At 68.5% G+C, this 18,452-nt stretch carries 19 protein-coding genes; 11 read left to right on the top strand and 8 right to left on the bottom strand.

Translation table 11 applies throughout. The features are described from left to right. Positions 1-4 precede the first annotated feature (4 nt). The 3 genes from ACFW0G_RS17665 (at position 5) to ACFW0G_RS17655 (ending at position 3,449) form a co-directional block, all read left to right on the top strand. Complete coding sequence (locus ACFW0G_RS17665) at positions 5-2,320, top strand: oxidoreductase (RefSeq protein ID WP_378326361.1); 2,316 nt, start codon at positions 5-7, stop codon at positions 2,318-2,320. 293 nt (positions 2,321-2,613) lie between these two features. Then, positions 2,614-2,877 carry a hypothetical protein gene (locus ACFW0G_RS17660; protein WP_378326360.1) on the top strand — a complete coding sequence of 88 codons (264 nt, stop codon included), beginning with the start codon at positions 2,614-2,616 and terminating at the stop codon, positions 2,875-2,877. Between the two features lie 104 nt (positions 2,878-2,981). After that, positions 2,982-3,449 (top strand): SRPBCC family protein, encoded by a 468-nt coding sequence (locus ACFW0G_RS17655; RefSeq protein ID WP_378326359.1) that lies wholly within the window; start codon positions 2,982-2,984, stop codon positions 3,447-3,449. Positions 3,450-3,517: 68 nt separating this feature from the next. On the opposite strand, the gene ACFW0G_RS17650 is transcribed toward ACFW0G_RS17655, so the two are convergent. After that, entirely contained in the window at positions 3,518-4,090 is a 573-nt protein-coding gene (locus ACFW0G_RS17650; RefSeq protein ID WP_378326358.1) for a hypothetical protein, read from the bottom strand. A 161-nt stretch (positions 4,091-4,251) separates the two neighbouring features. Between ACFW0G_RS17650 and ACFW0G_RS17645 the strand changes: the two genes are divergently transcribed. From ACFW0G_RS17645 to ACFW0G_RS17635, 3 genes are read left to right on the top strand one after another with little or no spacing between them, the layout of a single operon-like run. Then, positions 4,252-6,078, top strand: a complete 1,827-nt coding sequence (locus ACFW0G_RS17645) for an NHL domain-containing thioredoxin family protein (protein WP_378326384.1) — start codon at positions 4,252-4,254, stop codon at positions 6,076-6,078. 39 nt (positions 6,079-6,117) lie between these two features. Continuing rightward, positions 6,118-6,411 carry a GroES family chaperonin gene (locus ACFW0G_RS17640; RefSeq protein WP_378326383.1) on the top strand — a complete coding sequence of 98 codons (294 nt, stop codon included), beginning with the start codon at positions 6,118-6,120 and terminating at the stop codon, positions 6,409-6,411. A gap of 38 nt (positions 6,412-6,449) precedes the next feature. Then, positions 6,450-8,309 carry a VanW family protein gene (locus ACFW0G_RS17635; protein ID WP_378326357.1) on the top strand — a complete coding sequence of 620 codons (1,860 nt, stop codon included), beginning with the start codon at positions 6,450-6,452 and terminating at the stop codon, positions 8,307-8,309. Between the two features lie 3 nt (positions 8,310-8,312). Here the strand turns inward: ACFW0G_RS17635 and ACFW0G_RS17630 are convergent, their stop codons facing one another. The 6 genes from ACFW0G_RS17630 to mug all read right to left on the bottom strand — a co-directional run bounded on the left by ACFW0G_RS17630 (position 8,313) and on the right by mug (position 13,579). After that, positions 8,313-9,056, bottom strand: coding sequence for a leucine-rich repeat domain-containing protein (locus ACFW0G_RS17630; protein WP_378326382.1), 744 nt, complete (start codon positions 9,054-9,056; stop codon positions 8,313-8,315). Between the two features lie 60 nt (positions 9,057-9,116). Further along, a complete protein-coding gene (locus tag ACFW0G_RS17625; RefSeq protein ID WP_378326356.1) occupies positions 9,117-9,410 on the bottom strand; it encodes a GlsB/YeaQ/YmgE family stress response membrane protein in 294 nt (97 codons plus the stop codon). A 100-nt stretch (positions 9,411-9,510) separates the two neighbouring features. After that, positions 9,511-9,786 carry a GlsB/YeaQ/YmgE family stress response membrane protein gene (locus tag ACFW0G_RS17620; RefSeq protein ID WP_378326355.1) on the bottom strand — a complete coding sequence of 92 codons (276 nt, stop codon included), beginning with the start codon at positions 9,784-9,786 and terminating at the stop codon, positions 9,511-9,513. A 184-nt stretch (positions 9,787-9,970) separates the two neighbouring features. Continuing rightward, the gene (locus tag ACFW0G_RS17615; protein WP_378326354.1) at positions 9,971-11,815 is read right to left on the bottom strand and encodes an acyl-CoA dehydrogenase; all 1,845 of its coding nucleotides are present in this window, start codon (positions 11,813-11,815) and stop codon (positions 9,971-9,973) included. 159 nt (positions 11,816-11,974) lie between these two features. Continuing rightward, on the bottom strand, positions 11,975-12,766 hold the full coding sequence (locus ACFW0G_RS17610; RefSeq protein WP_378326353.1) for a response regulator transcription factor: 792 nt from the start codon (positions 12,764-12,766) through the stop codon (positions 11,975-11,977). Between the two features lie 219 nt (positions 12,767-12,985). Next, entirely contained in the window at positions 12,986-13,579 is a 594-nt protein-coding gene (mug, locus tag ACFW0G_RS17605; RefSeq protein WP_378326352.1) for a G/U mismatch-specific DNA glycosylase, read from the bottom strand. 28 nt (positions 13,580-13,607) lie between these two features. On the opposite strand from mug, the gene ACFW0G_RS17600 reads away from it, so the two are divergent. Next, the gene (locus tag ACFW0G_RS17600) at positions 13,608-14,273 is read left to right on the top strand and encodes a class I SAM-dependent methyltransferase (RefSeq protein WP_378326351.1); all 666 of its coding nucleotides are present in this window, start codon (positions 13,608-13,610) and stop codon (positions 14,271-14,273) included. A 79-nt stretch (positions 14,274-14,352) separates the two neighbouring features. Next, entirely contained in the window at positions 14,353-14,529 is a 177-nt protein-coding gene (locus ACFW0G_RS17595; RefSeq protein WP_378326350.1) for a hypothetical protein, read from the top strand. On the opposite strand, the gene ACFW0G_RS17590 is transcribed toward ACFW0G_RS17595, so the two are convergent. Continuing rightward, positions 14,470-15,123, bottom strand: coding sequence for a VanZ family protein (locus ACFW0G_RS17590; protein WP_378326349.1), 654 nt, complete (start codon positions 15,121-15,123; stop codon positions 14,470-14,472). The genes ACFW0G_RS17595 and ACFW0G_RS17590 overlap by 60 nt on opposite strands. A 172-nt stretch (positions 15,124-15,295) precedes the next feature. On the opposite strand from ACFW0G_RS17590, the gene ACFW0G_RS17585 reads away from it, so the two are divergent. The 3 genes from ACFW0G_RS17585 (at position 15,296) to ACFW0G_RS17575 (ending at position 18,404) form a co-directional block, all read left to right on the top strand. Then, positions 15,296-15,760, top strand: coding sequence for a GNAT family N-acetyltransferase (locus ACFW0G_RS17585; RefSeq protein ID WP_378326348.1), 465 nt, complete (start codon positions 15,296-15,298; stop codon positions 15,758-15,760). A 55-nt stretch (positions 15,761-15,815) separates the two neighbouring features. After that, entirely contained in the window at positions 15,816-16,604 is a 789-nt protein-coding gene (locus ACFW0G_RS17580; protein WP_378326347.1) for an alpha/beta fold hydrolase, read from the top strand. A 111-nt stretch (positions 16,605-16,715) separates the two neighbouring features. After that, entirely contained in the window at positions 16,716-18,404 is a 1,689-nt protein-coding gene (locus ACFW0G_RS17575) for a bifunctional metallophosphatase/5'-nucleotidase (protein WP_378326346.1), read from the top strand. The last annotated feature ends 48 nt before the right edge of the window (positions 18,405-18,452 follow it).

Raw genomic sequence — 18,452 nt, 5'->3', positions numbered from 1 at the left:
GGGGATGTCGACGGACAACCTGCTCGCACCGTTGGATCCGTTCGCCGGTGTTCCCGACAAGCGGTACGAGGTCAAGGCGGCCGATCTGCTCAAGCCCGGCACCGGCGGGCTCCTGCGCTGGCGCCGTCAGGCCACGAACGCGCCGATCGTGCAGGTCGAGGACGCCTACATCACCGGCACGTTCGATCTGCGTGCGGCCAACCTCAACTTCCTGTTCCGGTTCGAGCGGTGCCGGTTCGAGCATCCGCCGGACGTGCGCGAGGCGAACCTGCTCGGCCTGGTGTTCCGCAAGTGCTGGCTGCCCGGGCTCAAGGCCCGCAACATGCGCAGCCGCAACGACGTCCGGCTGATCCGCAGTGTCGTCGAGGTCGAGGACGACGACAACGAGCTCGACGAGACCACCATTCAGCGTGGCGACGATCGGGAACGCGGCAAGCCGAACGCCGCGGTCAACCTGACCGACGCCGTCATCGAGGGCTCGGTCGTGCTGACCCGCACGACGATTTCGCATCCGCGCGGCAAGGCGATCCAGGCGGACCGGCTCGTCGTCACCGGCGCGTTGCTGGCGTATCGCATGGTGGCGCACGGCGAGGTCCGCATCCCCGGCCTGCGAGCCGGCGGTAACGTCAACTTCTCCGGCGCGACGCTGAACAACAAGGACGGCTTCGCGCTCAACGGGAACGGCCTGCACATCGGCGGCAGCCTGCTCTGCGAGGTCGACAACTACGGTCCGCCGAGCCAGCGGCAACGCTTCTCCGCCAACGGGATTCTCTATCTGCCAAGCGCCACTGTGGACAGTGACATCGTGTTCCGCGAGGCGCGGCTGGTGGCCAACCAGACCGGCCCCATCGTGGTGGACGCCTGGAAGTCCAACGATCCCTACCTCGATCCACGGCCCGCGTTCGTCGCCGACCGGCTGAAGGTGGACGGAAATCTCGAGCTGAGCGACGGCCTCCAGGCGGTCGGCACGCTGCGGATGGTCAACGCGCGCATCGGCGGCTCGCTGCGGCTGGCCGGCGCCGAGATCAAGGTCAAACGCGGTGAGCACGCGCCGTTCTACGACCGGGCACTGCATCTCGACGGCTCGACGATCGGTGGTGACATCGAGGCGACCAGCCTGCGGGTGCCGAGCGGGCAGCTGCGGCTGTCGGACATCACGGTCGGCGGCAACCTGCTGGCCTGGAACTCGATGCTGCTGCATCCCGACCGGGATGTGTTCTCCGCGCGCCGCGCGAAGATCGCCGGGAACCTGCAGCTCACCGACGCGACCCTCGAAGGGACGTTGCGGCTGCAGGGCGTCGAGGTCGGCGGCAGCGTAAACCTGTTCGGTACCAAGCTTTCCGAGCCGGGGAAGCGCTCCACCAGCAGCTTCTCCCTCGACGTCCGCACCGCGCGGATCGGCCGCGACCTCATGCTCACCGAGGACAAGGACCGCCAGTTCCTCGCCGAGGGCGGGGTCAACCTCGACGGCGCCCAGATCGCCCGGCGCGTCGACCTCAGCGGCGCTCAGCTGGGTTCCCTGCCCGAGCACGGCATCGCGCTGGACGCCAGCGACGTCACCGCCGACGAATTCACGCTGGCGCCCAAGGAACCGCCGGCCGGGCGGCTGGTGTTGCGCCGTGCGCACTGCGGGACGCTCGCCGACAACGACGAACTGTGGGACGCGACCGGCGGGATCGAGCTGGAGGATTTCCGATACGACGCGCTGAAGAACAAGATCGCGCTCGACGACGACAAGGCGCTCGACAAGCGCATCGCGTTGCTGCGCAAGGCGATGGGCGGTTACCGGCCGGGGCCGTACGATCAGCTCGCCGCGATGCTGCGCGCGTCCGGAAACGAGGAACACGCGTCCACGGTGGCGTTGCGCAAACAGCAGTTCCGCTACGAGGCGCTCGCCCGCGGCTTCAAGGTGTTCGGCCCCGGCGTGCGGCTGTGGAGCTGGCTGCAGCGGTCGATGGTCGGGTACGGCTACCGGCCGGTGCGCGCGCTCGGCTGGCTGCTGGCGCTGCTCGTGCTCGGCAGCCTGTGGTTCGGGTTCGGCACGGATTCCTGCGTCAACGAGCATTCGTCCGATCCCACCACGCAGGTCCTCGCGAAGGGCCCGCGCTGCGTGGTCAACAACCAGGACACCGGGATCCAGTGGAACCCGGTCATCTACACCGCGGACCTGCTCGTGCCGATCGTCGACTTCGGCAACAAGTCGCGCTGGTACATGCACGGCGTCGACAAGTGGGTCGCGGCCGGGTTCACCGCGTCCGGCTGGATCCTCGCGTCGACCGTCGCCGCCGGTGTCAGCCGCATGCTGAGGCGTGACAACTAACGGTGCTTGTGATATAGTTGTGACTAGAGGGGTTACCTTGGCCTGTGTGGCCGCAAACACTTGAGCCCCTCGTGAGATACGCGCTTTGATACGAAACTAATTTCTCTAGGCCGATATCAGCACACGAAATCGTGTGCGGGCACTTCGCGGGCTTGTGTCCTCCGAAGCCGAAGTGCTCTGTCGCGGCTAGTTTCCCCTGCCTTGTGCAGGCTCAGGCGCCTCGATCTTCTGCTCCCAAACCACCGCACATAGTGGTTGGATGCTTCGGACCTGCCGCTGGTGAGGTTGGTGTTGTGGCGTTCGTGGCTGCTCTTGGCCGGTTGACTCCTGGCGTGCTTTGTCTGCTGCTCGTGGGGTTGTTGTTCCTTGTCCTCTTGATGCTCGCGCTGTTCTGGATCGCGGCCAAGTACAACCGTCCGCTGACAGCGAAAATCTTCTTCATGGCCGTGACATCACCCGCGTCAGCAGCGACGCCGGAACGGGCGGAACCTGGTGAGACGTGTCAGCAGGCGGGCGACGCCGAGGTCCACTCGATGAGCCGGGACAAGGCGGCGTAGCAAATCGGTTCGGCGGCGACAATCTGTCGTCGCCGAACCTCTGGCGTGACAACTAACCTCCGTACTGTCAGTATGTGTCCGTACTGATGGTATGGAGGTGCCCAATGACGGAGCCCACCGCGACCGGCCTGATCGAGATCGGCGCGTCCCCGGACCGGGTCTACGACCTGGTCAGCGACCCCGGCAAGCTGGCAGGGCTCGCCGAGGAGTACAGCGGGCACCAGTGGCTGGGCGGGGCTTCCGCGGCCGCCGTCGGGGCCCGTTTCCGGGGGAACAACCGCCGCGGACCGCGTCGCTGGAGCACCATCGCGACCATCACCGACGCCGATCCCGGCAAGCGCTTCGCCTTCGATGTCACGTTTCTCGGCCTGCCGATTTCGCGCTGGCAATACGACATCGAGCAGGAAGCGGCCGATCGCTGCGTCGTCACCGAGAGCACCTGGGAGCGTCGTCCCGGCTGGCTCAAGCTGCCGACGTCGACCGCGACCGGCGTGTGGCGGCGTGCCGAGGCGAACCGGGCCAACATCGCCGCGACGCTGGCCCGGCTGAAGACCGCCGCGGAACTCGCCTGACCAGGTCCGTGAATGCCACATTGAGGGACTCTGACTCCCTCAATGTGGCATTCACGGACATTGGGTGCCTACTCGATCAGGCCGGACCAGAACGGGATTTCCCGCAGCGGAGCCGTGTTCGACTCGACCGGCTCGCCGCCGAACTCGTGCGCGAGGTAGTCCCGGAGATCGTTGCCGTACACGATGATGTCGGTCTGGTACACCGAAAGCACCGGATAGCCGGTCGATCCCGCGATGGCGGGCAGATATCGGTGCCCGCACACCGGGACCAGCTGCGGGACTTCAGCTAGATGCCGTCGCGCCATCACGAGCGCGTCGGAGAGGTCGATGGGGCGCATTCCCCAGTCAGGCAGCCAGAAAGCGTTGTGTTCGACGTCGTAGAGCACGCCGTCGACCGGCCAGTCGAGGCGCTTGCGCAGCTGTTCGGGGTCGCCACAACGCCAGTCGGGCCACCGGTCGCCGATGGGCACGCCCGCGGCGAGGAACGTCCGATGATCGGCGGCGAAGCGGAAACCGAACCGCTTCTCGACTTCGTCGAGCTCGGCGTCGCTCAGCCCGGGGCGCACCGGCTCCTGGAGGCTTACCTGGACGGCGCGGGCCTCCTCGAGGGTCAGCGCGCCGGTCGGCTGGACAGATGACATGACATGAGCCTAAGTCGCGTCTTGCGCCGTCGCCTTTCCTTTTCCGGAGCGGGGCCTCCTCCTGTTGGGTGAGCTCGGCCTCTCACGGCGCGGACATCGGAACACTGCGTGAGCACATGTAGTTCACTCTTGACGTGACTTCTTCACCACCGCAGGCCCGCGTGCGGGCCCCCGAGCTCGCGGGCGACGTCTGGCTGAACACCGGCGGCCGCCGGATCACCCTCGCTGAGCTGCGCGGACGCGTTGTGCTGCTCGACTTCTGGACCAGCGGCTGCATCAACTGCCTGCACGTCCTGGACGAACTGCGCCCGCTCGAAGCGGAGTTCGCGGACGTCCTGGTCACGATCGGTGTCCATTCCCCGAAGTTCCTGCACGAGGGCGAGGCGGCCTCGATCGAGGCCGCCGTGCGCCGGTACGAGGTGCATCATCCGGTGCTCAACGACCCGGGCATGAAGATGTGGTCGCAATACGCGGTGCGCGCGTGGCCGACGCTGGTCGTCGTCGACCCCGAGGGCTATGTCGTGCACGTCGCCGCCGGTGAGGGGCACGCCGAGGCGCTGCGACGCGTCATCGCCGACCTCGTCACCAAGCACGAGGCCAAGGGCACGCTGCGCCGCGGTGGCAGCCCGTACGTCCCGGTCGAGGAGCAGCGCGGCGAGCTGCGGTTCCCCAGTAAGGCCGTGACCACCACCGAGGGCCGCGTGCTGGTGGCCGACACCGGGCACCACTCGATCGTCGAGTTCGCCTCCGACGGCGAGACCGTCATCCGCAGGTTCGGCAGCGGGCAGCGTGGCGGCCAGGACGGGCCGTTCGACGTCGCCTCCTTCGCCGAGCCGTCCGGAATCGCGTTGCTGCCCGGCGAAATCGCCCAGCGCGTCGGCTACCACGCCGTGGTCGCCGATTCGGCGGGACACCGGCTGCGCGGCCTCGACCTCAACACCGGCGAGGTCACCACGGTCGCGGGCACCGGCAACCAGTGGCGCAACGGCACCGACACCGGCCGCGCGCTCGACGTCGACCTCACCAGCCCGTGGGACGTCGTGTGGTGGGCACCCGCCGGCGGTGTGGTGGTCGCCATGGCGGGCAACCACACGCTGAGCGTGTTCGACCCGGCTTCGGGGACCATCCGGCGCTTTGCGGGCACGACGGTCGAGGGCCTGCGAGACGGCGACGTCCACGAGGCGTTCTTCGCGCAGACGTCCGGGCTCGCGGTCGACGGCGACAAGCTGTGGCTGGCCGACGCAGAGACGTCGGCGCTGCGCTGGATCGAGCCTGCGGGCGAGTCGTTCACCGTGCACACCGCGATCGGCGTCGACCTGTTTTCCTTCGGTCACACCGACGGGCCCGCCGAGAAAGCGCTTCTCCAGCATCCGCTCGGCCTCGCCGTGCTGGCCGACGGCCGGATCGCCATCGCCGACACGTACAACGGCGCCGTGCGGAGCTACGACCCGGCGACCGAGCTGGTCAGCACGCTCGCCACCGGGCTGGCCGAACCGCAGGGTCTGCTCGTGCACGACGGGGAGCTGCTGGTCGTCGAGTCCGCGGGCAACCGGGTCGCGCCGCTGCCCGAGGGCGAGTCCACGACCGTTGCGGGCGAGGCACACGCCGTCCGTCGTCCGCCGACCGTGCTGGCCTCCGGCGATATCGAGTTCAGCGTCGTGTTCACCCCGCCGCCCGGTGAGAAGCTCGACGACCGGTACGGCCCGTCGACGCGGCTGGAGATCAGCGCGTCGCCGCCTGAGCTGCTCGCGGACGGCGGTGGCGTCGGCACCGACCTCACCCGCCGGATCCGGTTCGCCGACGGCGTTTCCGAGGGCGTGCTGCAGGTCGTCGCGCAGGCCGCGAGCTGCGATGACGGCGGCGAGCACCCGGCGTGCCGCATCACCCGGCAGGACTGGGGTGTCCCGGTCCGCTTCGAAAAGGGTGGCGAGCGTGCGCTGAGTCTCGTCATGGCGGGCGAGCCGAAGGAACCGGTCGCAGATCAGTAGCATGAGTGCGTGTCCGACGGTCCGAAGCTCGAGATCCAGATGCTGCACGACAGGGTGCTCGTGCGGTTGTCCCCGGAGGACGGTGAACGCCGGAGCAGCGGCGGCATCGTGATCCCCGCCACAGCTCAGGTCGCGCGCAGGCTCGCCTGGGGTGATGTACTGGGCGTGGGCACCAGCGTGCGGAACGTCAAGACGGGTGATCGCGTGCTCTTCAACCCGGAGGATCAGCTCGAGGTGGAGATCCAGGGTGAAGGGCACCTGGTGATGCGCGAACGGGACATCCACGCGGTGGCGACGGAACGGACTGAACACGGCACCGGCCTCTACCTGTAGCGCCGGCGCCGGGGGTAGGGGAACCCGGAGGCAGGGGCGTGCGCGAACATCACGACGAACCGAGACCGGGCGAAAGCACGGATCTGTTCGGCGACGATCTCCTGCCGTTCGCGGAGGAGGACGACGACCTCGCCGGGGAACTGCTCGAAGGCCCGCACGTCGTCCCGCCGCCCACCCCCGCCAAGAAGTTCCGCAAGGGCCTCGGCAAGGTCTTCATGCTCGTCGGCGGCGTCATCGCGTTGTTCGTCGTCCTGTACGCCGCGGACCTGATCAGCAGCGCCGGTGACGTGCCGCGCGGGGTCACCGTCGCCGGGATCGACGTCGGCGGGCTGACCCACCGCGACGCCGCCGACAAGCTGCATCGCGAGCTGGAGCCGAGGCTGACGAAGCCGTTTTCGGTGCGTGGCGGGGATGTCCGCACGCAGCTGGTGCCCGCGGAGTCCGGGCTCGGCCTCGACTGGCCGAACACGCTCGAGCAGGCGGGCCACCAGCCGCTCAGCCCGATCACCCGGATCCTGTCGTTCTTCACCCAGCGCGAGGTCGGTGTGGTGACAAAGTCGGATCCGAAGATCGTCTCCCAGTCCGTCCGCGATCTCGCCGAGGCGACGCTGGACCATCCCGTGGTGGAGGGCGGGGTCGGGTTCACGCCCATCCTGGGCAGCGACGGCGGCGTGACGCCCTACCCGATCGAACCTCGGCAGGGGCAGCGGCTCGACGACGTCGACGGAGCGGTCAAGGCGATCACCGACGGCTGGCTCAACCCGCACGGCATCGACGTCCGGATGAACATCATCCCGGTCAAGGCGAGTTCGGCGGGTGTGCACACCGTGCTGGACAAGATCGTCGCGCCGGCGGTGGCCAAGCCGGTGGTCGTCCACGGGCAGGGCCGCGACGCGGTGCTGAAGCCGGCCGCCATCGCGAGTTCGTTCCAGTTCGCGGGCAAGGACGGTGGTGCCGTCGAGGTGCGTATCGACCAGGGCAAGCTGCGGGACGCGGTGCTGCCGGAGCTGAAGCCCACCGAGACCGACGGCAAGGACGCCGAGATCGTCTTCGAGGCCGACCGGCCCACGGTCAAACCGTCGGAGGACGCGCGGAAGATCAACTGGGAGAAGACGTTCGTCCCGCTCACCCAGGTGCTCGCGAAGCCCGACGGACGGGACCTGAGGGTCACCTACGACGCGAAGAAGCCGAGCCTGACCACGGACGCGGCCAACGCGTTCGGCATCAAGGACGTGATCGGCGAGTTCACCGTCGGCGGGATGTCCGGGCCGATCGCGACGAACAACCAGATCCTGGCCGCGCGGGTGAGCGGCGCGGTCGTCAAACCCGGGGAGACGTTCAGTCTCGGGGCGCGTTCGGGGTCCCGTACCGCCGAAAACGGCTATGTCGCCGCCCCGGTCAACGAGGACGGCACCGGGCCGAACGTCGTCGGCGGTGGCGTCTCGCAGTTCGCGTCGGTGCTCTACAACGCGGCGTACCTCGCCGGGCTCGCCGACGGCGGCCACGTGCCCCACGACTACTACCTCGACCGCTACCCCGCCGCCCGCGACGCGAAAGCCGTCAACACCGACGGTTCGCCGGTCGAACTCAAGATCACCAACGACGCGCCGACCGGGATCGCCATCCAGGCCACGGCTTCCGGTGACTCGGTGACCGTGCGGATCTGGGGGACCAAGCGTTTCCGCGTCGAGAGCGCGGCCAGTGGGCGGAGCGACCTGAGCCCGCCGCCGATCCAGATCGGGCCCGGTACCGGTGGGGGCGCTTGTCAGCCGTCGTCCGGTTCGCCGGGCTTCACGGTTTCGGACACTCGCGTGCTCTACGACGTCAATTCCGGTGCCGAGGTCCGGCGAGAAAACCGCACGGCGACCTACGCGGGGCGGCCGATCGTGCTCTGCTGAGGCTCAGCGGAGCACCATGCAGCCCGCGGCCTCGAAGTCGGCCAGCCACGACGGCTCCCGGAAGTACTTGTTCCAGCGCAGATCCAGTTTGTCCAATGTAGACAGGTTGGCGAGCGAGGACGGCAGCGTCGTCAGCGCGTTCTCGCGGAGGTCGAGCTGGCGGAGGTCGGTCAGCTCGCCGATCGAGTCCGGCAGGGTGGTGAGGCGGTTGCCGCGCAGGTGCAGCTCGCGCAGGCTCGTGAGTGTGCCGATCGACTCCGGGAGTTCGGTGATTTCGTTGCGGTACAAGCGAAGTTCCCGCAGCGCGCCGAAGCCGGTGAGATCCTCGGGCAACGCGGTGAGCTGGTTGTCCGTGCAGCCGAGGTAGCGCAGACGGCCCAGCCCGCACAGGGATTCCGGGAACTCGGTGAGCTGGTTGTCGCTGAGGTAGAGGTACTCGGTGAGCCCGGCGAGCTCGCCCAGTTCGTCGGGCAGATCGGTCAGCCGGTTGTGCCCGAGGTCGAGCGTGTGCAGTTCGCCGAGCGCCGCGATGGACGGCGAGATCTCGGTCAGCCGGTTCGCCGCGAGGTTGAGCACGCGCAGCCCGGTGAGTGTCCACAGTGACTCGGGGAGTGTGGCGATTTCGTTGGCGTACAAGCTCAGTTGTTCGAGCCGAGGCGCGATGGTGAGTTCTTCGGGAACTTCGGTGAAGGCGTTGCGGTCGAGGTCGAGCCGCACGACGTCGTCGAGCGGGACGTCTTCGGGCAGGGCCGTCAGCCCCTGTCCGCTGAGATCGAGCCAGTGCACAGGGGCCGACGCTACCGCCTGTCAGCTGCTGGTGCGCTGACCGCCCTTGATCTTCGCGTAGATACCGGTCGCGAGGATGACCCCGACCACAGCCGCGGCGACCTGGAAGATGTGCCGGATCCAGTCGATCCCCTTGGTGTCGCGGACGCCGAACACCCCGGCCAGCCAGTTGCCGATGAAGGCGGCGACGATGCCGACCACGATGGTCAGCCAGATCGGGATCTTCTGCGCGCCGGGAGCCAGCAGCCTGCCGATCACGCCGAGGATCAGGCCGACCACGATCGTGCTGATGATGCCCCAGAGTCCACCGAGCATGACGGTCTCCTTCGTCTGTGGGAACACTGTGGTGTCACCGTGACACCGAATCCGGCGAACCGCCCTCGCTGTGCCCTGACCGGGTGACTTGCGGGAGGGGCTACCTGGAGATGCCCTTGCGTCCGTAGACGCCGGCGGCGATGCTCACCCCGATCGCGGCCAGGACGACCTGGGTGATGATCTCCAGCCAGTCGATGCCCTTGGTGTCGGCGTAGCCGAGGCCGCGGGCGATGGCGGTGCCGACGAAGGCGGCGATGATGCCGACCACGATGGTGAGCCAGATCGGGATGCTCTGCTTGCCGGGCGCGAACAGCTTGCCCAGCAGCCCGAGGATCAGGCCGATCACGATCGCGCTGATGATGCCGGTGACGGTCATCGCGTCTCCTCTGCTCGTGTGCGTGGGGACCCCCGGGTACCCATTTCTCCGGGGAATCCGACGGGGTTCCCGATCGGGGTTTCGCCGGAAGGACACGAGTTCGGCGCGTTTCGTCACGCCAGGAAACCGCGAAGGGGCCTGCCTCACACGCGAGGCAGGCCCCTTCGGGTCCGGGGGATGGAAATCAGAAGGCCGCTTCGGGCACGTCCATGAGCGCGTTGTCGGCGGCCTCGACGATCGCGCGGCGCGCGGTCAGCTCGGGCAGCACGCTCTTCGCGAAGAACGAGGCCACGGCGATCTTGCCCTCGTAGAACGGGACGTCCTTGGCCGACGGGCCGTTGTCCAGTTTCTGGATGGCGATCTCCGCGTGCTTGAGCAGCTGCCAGCCGATGAGCAGGTCACCGACCGACATCAGCAGCCGGACCGTGTGCTGGCCGACCTTGTTGATGCTCTGCGGGTCCTCCTGCGACGCGGTCAGGTAGCCGACCAGCGAGCCCAGCATGCCCTGGGTGTCCTCGAGGGCCTGCTTGAGCAGCCCGCGCTCGTTCTTGAGCCTGCCGTTGCCGGCCTCGGCCTCGATGAACTTCGTGATCTCGCCGGCGACGTAGGCGAGCGCGGCACCCTTGTTGCGGATGATCTTCCGGAAGAAGAAGTCCAGCGACTGGATGGCCGTGGTGCCCTCGTACAGCGAGTCGATCTTCGCGTCGCGGATGTACTGCTCGATCGGGTAATCCTGCAGGAAGCCCGAGCCGCCGAGGGTCTGCAGCGACTGCACGAGCTGCTCGGTGGCGCGCTCGGAGCCGACACCCTTGACGATCGGCAGCAGCAGGTCGTTCACGGCGTGCGCCTGCTTCAGCGAAGCCTCGTCGCCCTCGCCGGTCCACAGCTGGTCCTGGAAGGACGCGGTGTAGAGGTAGACCGCGCGCAGGCCCTCGGCGTACGCCTTCTGCAGCATCAGCGAGCGGCGGACGTCCGGGTGGTGGGTGATGGTGACCCGCGGCGCGGCCTTGTTGAGCATGTTCGGCAGGTCGGCGCCCTGGACCCGCTCCTTGGCGTAGTCGCGGGCGTTGAGGTAGCCGGTGGACAGCGTCGCGATGGCCTTGGTGCCGACCATCATCCGGGCGTACTCGATGACCTGGAACATCTGCGCGATGCCGTTGTGCACCTCGCCGAGCAGCCAGCCCTTGGCCGGGGTGCCGTGCTGGCCGAAGGTCAGCTCACACGTCGTCGAGGCCTTGATGCCCATCTTGTGCTCGACGTTCGTGACGTAGGCGCCGTTGCGCTCGCCGAGGTCGCCGGTCTTCGGGTCGAAGTGGAACTTCGGCACCAGGAACAGCGAAAGGCCCTTCGTGCCGGGCTTCGTCTCGATGCCGGGACCCTCGGGACGGGCCAGCACCAGGTGCATGATGTTCTCGGACATGTCGTGCTCGGCCGAGGTGATGAACCGCTTCACGCCGTCGATGTGCCAGGAGCCGTCCTCCTGCGGGACAGCCTTGGTGCGCCCGGCGCCGACGTCCGAACCGGCGTCCGGCTCGGTGAGCACCATGGTCGCGCCCCACTGGCGCTCGATCATGACGCGCGCCCACTGCTTCTGCTCTTCGGTGCCGTTCTTGTCCACGATCATGGCGAAGTTCGGGCCCGCCATGTACATGAACAGCGGGGCGTTCGCGCCGAGGATCAGCTCGGAGGCGGCCCACTGGACGGTCGGGGGCAGGCCGAAGCCGCCGAGGTCGTTGGTGAGGCCCAGCCGCCACCACTCGCCGTCGAGGAGCTGCTTGTAGCTCTTCTTGAACGACTCCGGGATCTTCACGCTGAAGTCCTTCGGGTCGTACACCGGCGGGTTGCGGTCCGCGTCCGCGTACGAGTCGGCCAGCGGGCCGGTGGCGAGCTTGTTCAGCTCGCTCAGCACACCGCGCGCGGTCTCCTCGTCGGACTCGGCGAGCACGCCCTTGCCCAGGCGTTCCTGCACACCGAGCACCTCGAAGAGGTTGAACTCCAGGTCTCGGACGTTGCTCTTGTAGTGGCCCATGTCGTCACTTCCGTTTGTGTCGGCTCCCCGGCTGGGCACGCGTTCCCCTACTCGCCGGTAACTTCAGGATATTACCTGCTGGTAACCAGAGCAAGCGCTGTGCCTCTTCTGTGCTGTGAAAGTCAGCCGGAAAAGTGAGATGGACCTGGGAAACCCCCGTTAGTGTGGTACCTGTGACGCCGCTTGCGCGGCGGTGCCGGTCGCAGCGATGGAGTCGTCCGGTTTGGCGATCAGGATCCCCGAGCGGAAGGCGATCGTCACCGCGTGTGTGCGGTCTCGCGCCGACAGCTTGCGCAGGATGCTCTTCACGTGCGTCCGGACGGTTTCGACGGACAGGAACAGCAGTTTGGCGATGGCCGAGTTCTCCAGCCCTTCGGCGACGAGCTGGAGGACCTGGTACTCGCGGCGGGACAGCGGCATGGCGGTTCGCGGCGGCGCGGTGTCCTCCGCCAGCGCGGTGCGTGGTGCGGGTTGACGCTTCGGCCGCGCGGTGAGGGCGGCGAGCGACGGGTCGATGTAGCGCCGGTCGCTGTGGGCCCGGCGCACGGCCTCGGCGAGGCGACGCGGGTCGATCGACCGCGGGACGATCGCGTGCGCGCCCGCCGCGATCGCGGTCGCGAGGTACTGCTGGGTGCGGTTGGCGTCCCGGATCAGCGTGACGATCACCAGCGCCGGATCGCCGGTGCTGAGCAGCTTCGTGAGGTGGCAGTGCGGATCGAGCGCGGAGTCCAGCACCACGACGTCGGGCCGGACCTGCTCGCACAGCTGCATGGCGGCGTGGTGGCTGGCCGCCATGCCCGCCCAGTGCAGGCCCTGGGTCCGGTGCACCATCGCGGCCAGTCCCTCGCGCAGCAGCGGGACAGGGTCGACAGCGGCCACGCCGAGGCTTCTCGCCCCTGGTGGCGGTCCGGACGCGCCCCCCAGCGTCCGGTTGGGCTCGATGCGGCGCATCTGCGGCCTCCGTAACTGCACCGTCATTCCCGGGGTCGGGCCCCCTCGCGTGCACTGAGAACACGCGGCCCGACGCCACCCGGTTCCTCCTGCTGGGACTGGACAGGAATGACACCTTGTGGTTACTACGACCCGGTAACTCGGAGCTTGTGACGCGGTTTCACCCTCAATGGCGAATCCGATGGTCGCAGCAAACTCTCCGTAGAAAAGGGCTGCTGATCAGGCAGTCGTCGGGGGTTTACGGGGCTTGGTGGTGTCCTTGGTGCTACTGAGGGTGGCTCGACGGAGAGCGGCGAACTCCGCACCGAGCGTGGCCTGCGTCCAGTGCGCGTTCAGGCCGCTCGGGTTCGGCAGGACCCACACGTTCGCCTCGCCGATGCGCCGGTCCTGACGGCCCACGCGTGCCTTCGGATCGCCGAACGCGGCGCGGTACGCGGTGATCCCGACGACGGCGAGCCACCGCGGCCGGAACTCCACCACCTTGGCCGTGAGGATCTCCCCGCCCTCGCGGAACTCGTCGGCGGTCAGCTCGTCGGCCCGCGCGGTGGTGCGCGCGACGACGTTCGTGATGCCGATCCCCAGCTCCAGCAGCTCGTCCTGCTCGCTGGGGTCGAACCGCCGAGGGGTGAACCCGCCGAGGTGCAGCGCGGGCCAGAACCGGTTGCCCGGCCGGGCGAAGTGCAGCCCGAGCGCGCCCGAGTAGAGGCCGGGATTGATCCCGCAGAACAGCACGTCCAGATCCGGCGCCAGCACGTCCGGGATGGTCGTGTTGTGGGCGGCGGCCAGCTGCTCCTTGGTCGGACGCGTGCTCATGGAACCAGTCTCCGGCACTCTGGGCGAGGTGAGCACGGGGGCGTACACAGCTGACGGTTGTTCGGTCGAGGTCTACCGCTTGCTGCCGCCGGCAGGCGAACCGGAGGTCGTTCACGACGCGATCCCGGCCGGTGCTTCGATCCTCGAACTCGGCTGCGGTGCCGGCCGGGTCACCCATCCCCTGCTCGCGCTCGGCCACGACGTCGTCGCGGTCGACGACTCGCCCGAGATGCTGGCGCTCGTCCGCGGCGCGGAGACAGTCCGCGCGCGAATCGGCGAACTGCGGCTGGGCCGGGTCTTCGACGCCGTGCTGCTGGGCAGTCATCTGGTCAACACTCCGGACGAAGCCGAGCGGAATGCCCTGCTCGCCGCCGCCCGGCGGCACCTCGTTCCCGGCGGACGGCTGCTCGTCGAATGGCATCCGCCGTCCTGGTTCGAGCAGGCCGCCGACAGCCAGGGCGGGCAGCTCGGCGAGGTGTCCGCCGAACTCGCCGAGGTCGTCCGCGACGGCGATCTGCTGTCCGCGGTAGCGCGGTACTCCGCTCGCGGGCACTCCTGGCACCAACCCTTCACCGTCCGGCGGCTCGGCGTCGACGCTCTGGAAAACGCCCTGAACTCGGCGGATCTGACCTTCGACGGGTGGCTGACCGGCGATCGCCGCTGGTTTGCCGCGACGAGCCGTAGCGGGGGGTAGCGAAGGCGGTACGGAGGTGCGTAACCTGTGTGATCTCTCGCACAACATCTCTAGGACAACGTCGTACCGAGGAGGCACTGTGCAGCTGTCGCTCGTCCTCGGCCTGGTCGCGCTGATTCTCGCCGTGGCCGCCCTGGTGGTCGTGCTCGAGGACCGGCGGGCGGCGAAGCGGGCCGCGCAGCGCCGCCGGGCCCGGTTAGCGAGTCTGGGCGAGGTGGACCCGCTCGCGCCGAGCAGGCTGCGCGTCGATCGCTGAAGTCGTCGCGGCGGGGGTCTTGCGCAGCGTCAGCAGCAGCGCGCCGAACACCCAGCCGACCATCGCACCGGTCGTGTTCATCATGAGGTCGTCGACGTCGAAGATGCGGTAGACGAACGGCGCGGTGCCGAAGTTCGCGGTGAGCTGCGTGATCTCGATCAGCAGCGAGGCGGCGAACCCGATCAGCGAGGTGCCGATCAGCCCGCGCCGCCACAGGATCCTGGCGAACACCCCGAGCGGGACGAACAGCAGCACGTTCATCATCGCCTGCTGGAAGGTCTGCGTGGTGAACCAGTCCGACACGGGCAGCCCGTGCTTCGCCAGCTCCTCGTGGATGTCGAGGATCCACTGGAAGGGGTGCAACTGCACCGTCTGGCTCAGCCGGGGGCTGTTCGGGCCGGGCAGCGGCAGCATGACGACCGCCAGCGCCATGCAGGCGTAGAGCGTCACCGCCGCGGTGGTGAGGATGCCGCGCAGGTGGAACCGGCCGTGCCGGGCGAGCTGCCCGATCAGCTGCGGGATGAGGATCGTCGCCCACACCACCAGGAAGCCGATGAACCCGTATTCGAGGGCCGTGACCTGTGCGTTCGTCATACCGAGAACGCTATTGATCATGGCGGCCCGTCACTTCGGTCGAAGAGCCGGACCGACGTCGCGGCCATCGGCCACTTGGCCGATCCCCTGGCGGGCCGAACGGCTGGGGCACTGTCACCGCTGTCCGGTAAATGGCTGTGACCGGCGCTTGGGGGCGTGCCACTCTGCGCTGGTGATCTCCGTGCGACGCCTGACTACGGCGGATGTCCCGGTTCTGCGTGATCTTCGGCTGCGTTCGCTCGCCGACACCCCGGAGAACCTGGGGGATCTGGTGGCCGTCGAAGCCGCCCGGCCCGACGCGGAATGGGTGCACTCGCTGCGTGAGCGTGCGTGGTTCGCCGGATTCGACGGCGAAACCCCGATCGCGCTCGTGTGTGGGAGCCCGGACCCGTCCGAGTGGCTGCTGTTCTCCATGTGGGTCGCACCGTCCGCGCGGGGCAACGGCCTCGCCGCGCGGTTGGTGGCCGAGGTGCGAGCGGCGGCGGAGGATGACGGTGCCCAGGCCCTGGTCCTGCAGGTTTTCGAGGACAACCTGCGAGCGCGGCGGATCTACGAGCGACTCGGCTTCCTCGCCACCGGCGTCTGGGAGGAGGTCCCCGGCAAGGGACGGCGTGAGCTGCTCCGCCTCGCCCTGTAGGGGTGACAGAAAGTATCTGTTACTTATTGGTAGCACCTTCGTCTACCCTCGGATCATGGACGACGTTGTCTACAGCCGGGCCGGACGAGGCGAACCGCTGGTGCTGATCCACGGGATCGGGCACCGGCGGCAGGCGTGGGACGCGATGCTGCCGCTGCTCACCCCGTATCGCGACGTCATCGCCATCGATCTGCCCGGTTTCGGGGAGTCACCGGAATCGAAGACCGGCTATGGCGTCGAGTCCGCCGTCGAGATGTTCGAGAAGTTCTGCGCCGGGCTGGGCCTGGAGCGCCCGCATGTCGCGGGCAACTCGCTCGGTGGACTGCTCTCACTGGCGTTCGGCGAGGCCGGGCTGGTCCGCAGCGTGACCGCGTTGTCGCCGGCCGGGATCTGGACCCGCTCCGGCGCGCTGTGGGCGTTCGCCATGCTCGCCGCCCATCGCAGGCTGGCCGAGCGCATGCCCGAGCCGGTCGTCCGCCGGGTCGCCGCGACGACGGCGGGCCGGATCGCACTGGCCGGGATGATCTTCGCCAAGCCCTGGCTGATCCCGCCGGACAAGCTGGTCTCCGACGCGCTGGCGTTCGGCGCCGCGCCCGGGTTCGCGCCGACGCTGGCCAAGGCTCGCGAGGGTTTTTCCTTCCACGGCTCGGTCCCGGACATCCCGGTCACCATCGCCTGGGGACGGCACGATCGGCTCCTCGCCCGTCCGAAGGCCGCCGACCTGCGGAAGATCGCACCCCAGGTCGAACTCGTGACACTGCCCGGCTGCGGGCACACCCCGATGAGCGACGCCCCTGAGCTGGTCGCGCGCGTGTTGCTGGAAGGCAGCGCCAACAACGGGTGACATTTGCCTATCGGCCGACTAATTGCCCTGGTGACCGGCCCGCTCACCAGGCAAGATCCTCCGCCGTGCGCCCCGTTCGGGGAAACCGGGCGCCGGTATGGGAGGAAACGTATGAAGTTCACGAGTCGCCTTGTGGTGCTCGCGGCCGCGTTGACGACGGTGGCGGCGGTAGCCACGCCGGCGTCCGCGGCCGTGGCGCCGGACCCGACGACCGACGTCCGGATCATCGGGTTCAACGACCTGCACGGCAACCTCGAACCGCCGTCCGGCTCGAGCGGCAAGGTCACGCTGTCGAACGGCTCGACGGTGCTCGCGGGCGGCGCGGCCTATCTCGCGACGCACGTCAAGCAGCTGCGTTCGCAGGTCCGCAACTCGTTCGTCGTGTCGGCCGGTGACAACATCGGCGCGTCGCCGCTGACCTCGGCGCTGTTCCACGACGAGCCGGCCATCGACCTGCTGAACGCGCTCGGCGTCAAGGCGTCCGTGGTCGGTAACCACGAGTTCGACGAGGGCTACCGCGAGCTGATGCGGATGCAGTTCGGCGGTTGTCACCCGAAGGACGGCTGCCAGTTCCGCGATTCCTTCCCCGGCGCGAAGTTCCCGTTCCTCGGGTCCAATGTGTACTTCGAGAACGGCCTGCCCGCGCTGCTGCCGTTCAGCGTCGAGTTCTCCGGCGGCGTGCCGATCGGCGTCATCGGCGCCACGCTGAAGGATCTGCCCTCGGTGGTGACGCCCGACGCGATCAAGGGCCTCAAGTTCGGCGACGAGGTCGAGGCCATCGACCGTACCGCGAACTTCCTCGACCGGCTCGGTATCAAGGCCCAGGTCGTGCTGATGCACCAGGGCGACGGCACCGAGACCGCGGGCCCCGACGACTGCAAGCTGCGTCCCGGCCCGGCCGCCGCGATCGCCGCGAAGGTGACGCCGAAGGTCGACGCGTTCTTCACCGGGCACAGCCACCAGCAGTACAACTGCGTGATCGACGATCCGGCGGGCCGGCCGCGTCCGGTCATCCAGGGCTCGTCGTTCGGACGGCTGCTGTCCGTTGTGGACTTGAAGATCGACCGGCGGACCCGCGACGTCGTGCGCTCGCAGACCAAGGCGCACAACGAGATCGTCACCCGCGACGTCACCCCGGACCCGGAGGTGACCAAGCTCGTCGACGAGGCGAAGACCAAGTCGGCCCCGATCGCGAACAAGGCCGTCGGCACCATCACCGCCGACCTGCCCGCGGCGGGTGGCCCGACCGGCGAGTCCCCGCTCGGCGACGTCCTGGCCGACGGGCAGCTCGCGGCGACGCAGTCCAACGGCGCGCAGATCGCGATGACCAACCCTGGCGGCATCCGCGCGGATCTGACGTACAAGTCCTCGCCGGCCGGTGAGGGCGACGGCGTGGTGACCTACGGCGAGGCGTTCACCGTGCAGCCGTTCTCGAACATCATGCAGACCATCACGCTGACCGGCGCGAACCTGAAGAACGTGCTGGAGCAGCAGTGGTCGGCGACCGGGTCGCGGATCCTGCAGATTTCGAACACGCTGCACTACACGTACTCGGCGTCGGCGCCGATCGGCTCGAAGGTCTCGAACATCACCGTGGGCGGCAAGCCCGTCGATCCGGCCGCGTCGTACCGGGTGTCGGTGAACAACTTCCTCGCCGCGGGCGGGGACGGCTTCACCGAGTTCACCAAGGGCACCAACCTCACCGGCGGCCCGGTGGACCTGGACGCGCTGATCGCCTACCTCGGCGCGCACCCCGGTCTGGCACCCCCACCGGCCGACCGCATCACCACGTCGGCCTAGCCCCGCGAAATGCCGTTAAGGCCACCTTACGGGCTCCATCCATGCCCG

The sequence above is a fragment of the Amycolatopsis sp. NPDC058986 genome (assembly GCF_042741125.1).
Classification (GTDB): domain Bacteria; phylum Actinomycetota; class Actinomycetes; order Mycobacteriales; family Pseudonocardiaceae; genus Amycolatopsis.
The sequence above is the reverse complement of the archived record's forward strand: the minus strand, read 5'-3'. Positions and strand labels throughout refer to the sequence as shown.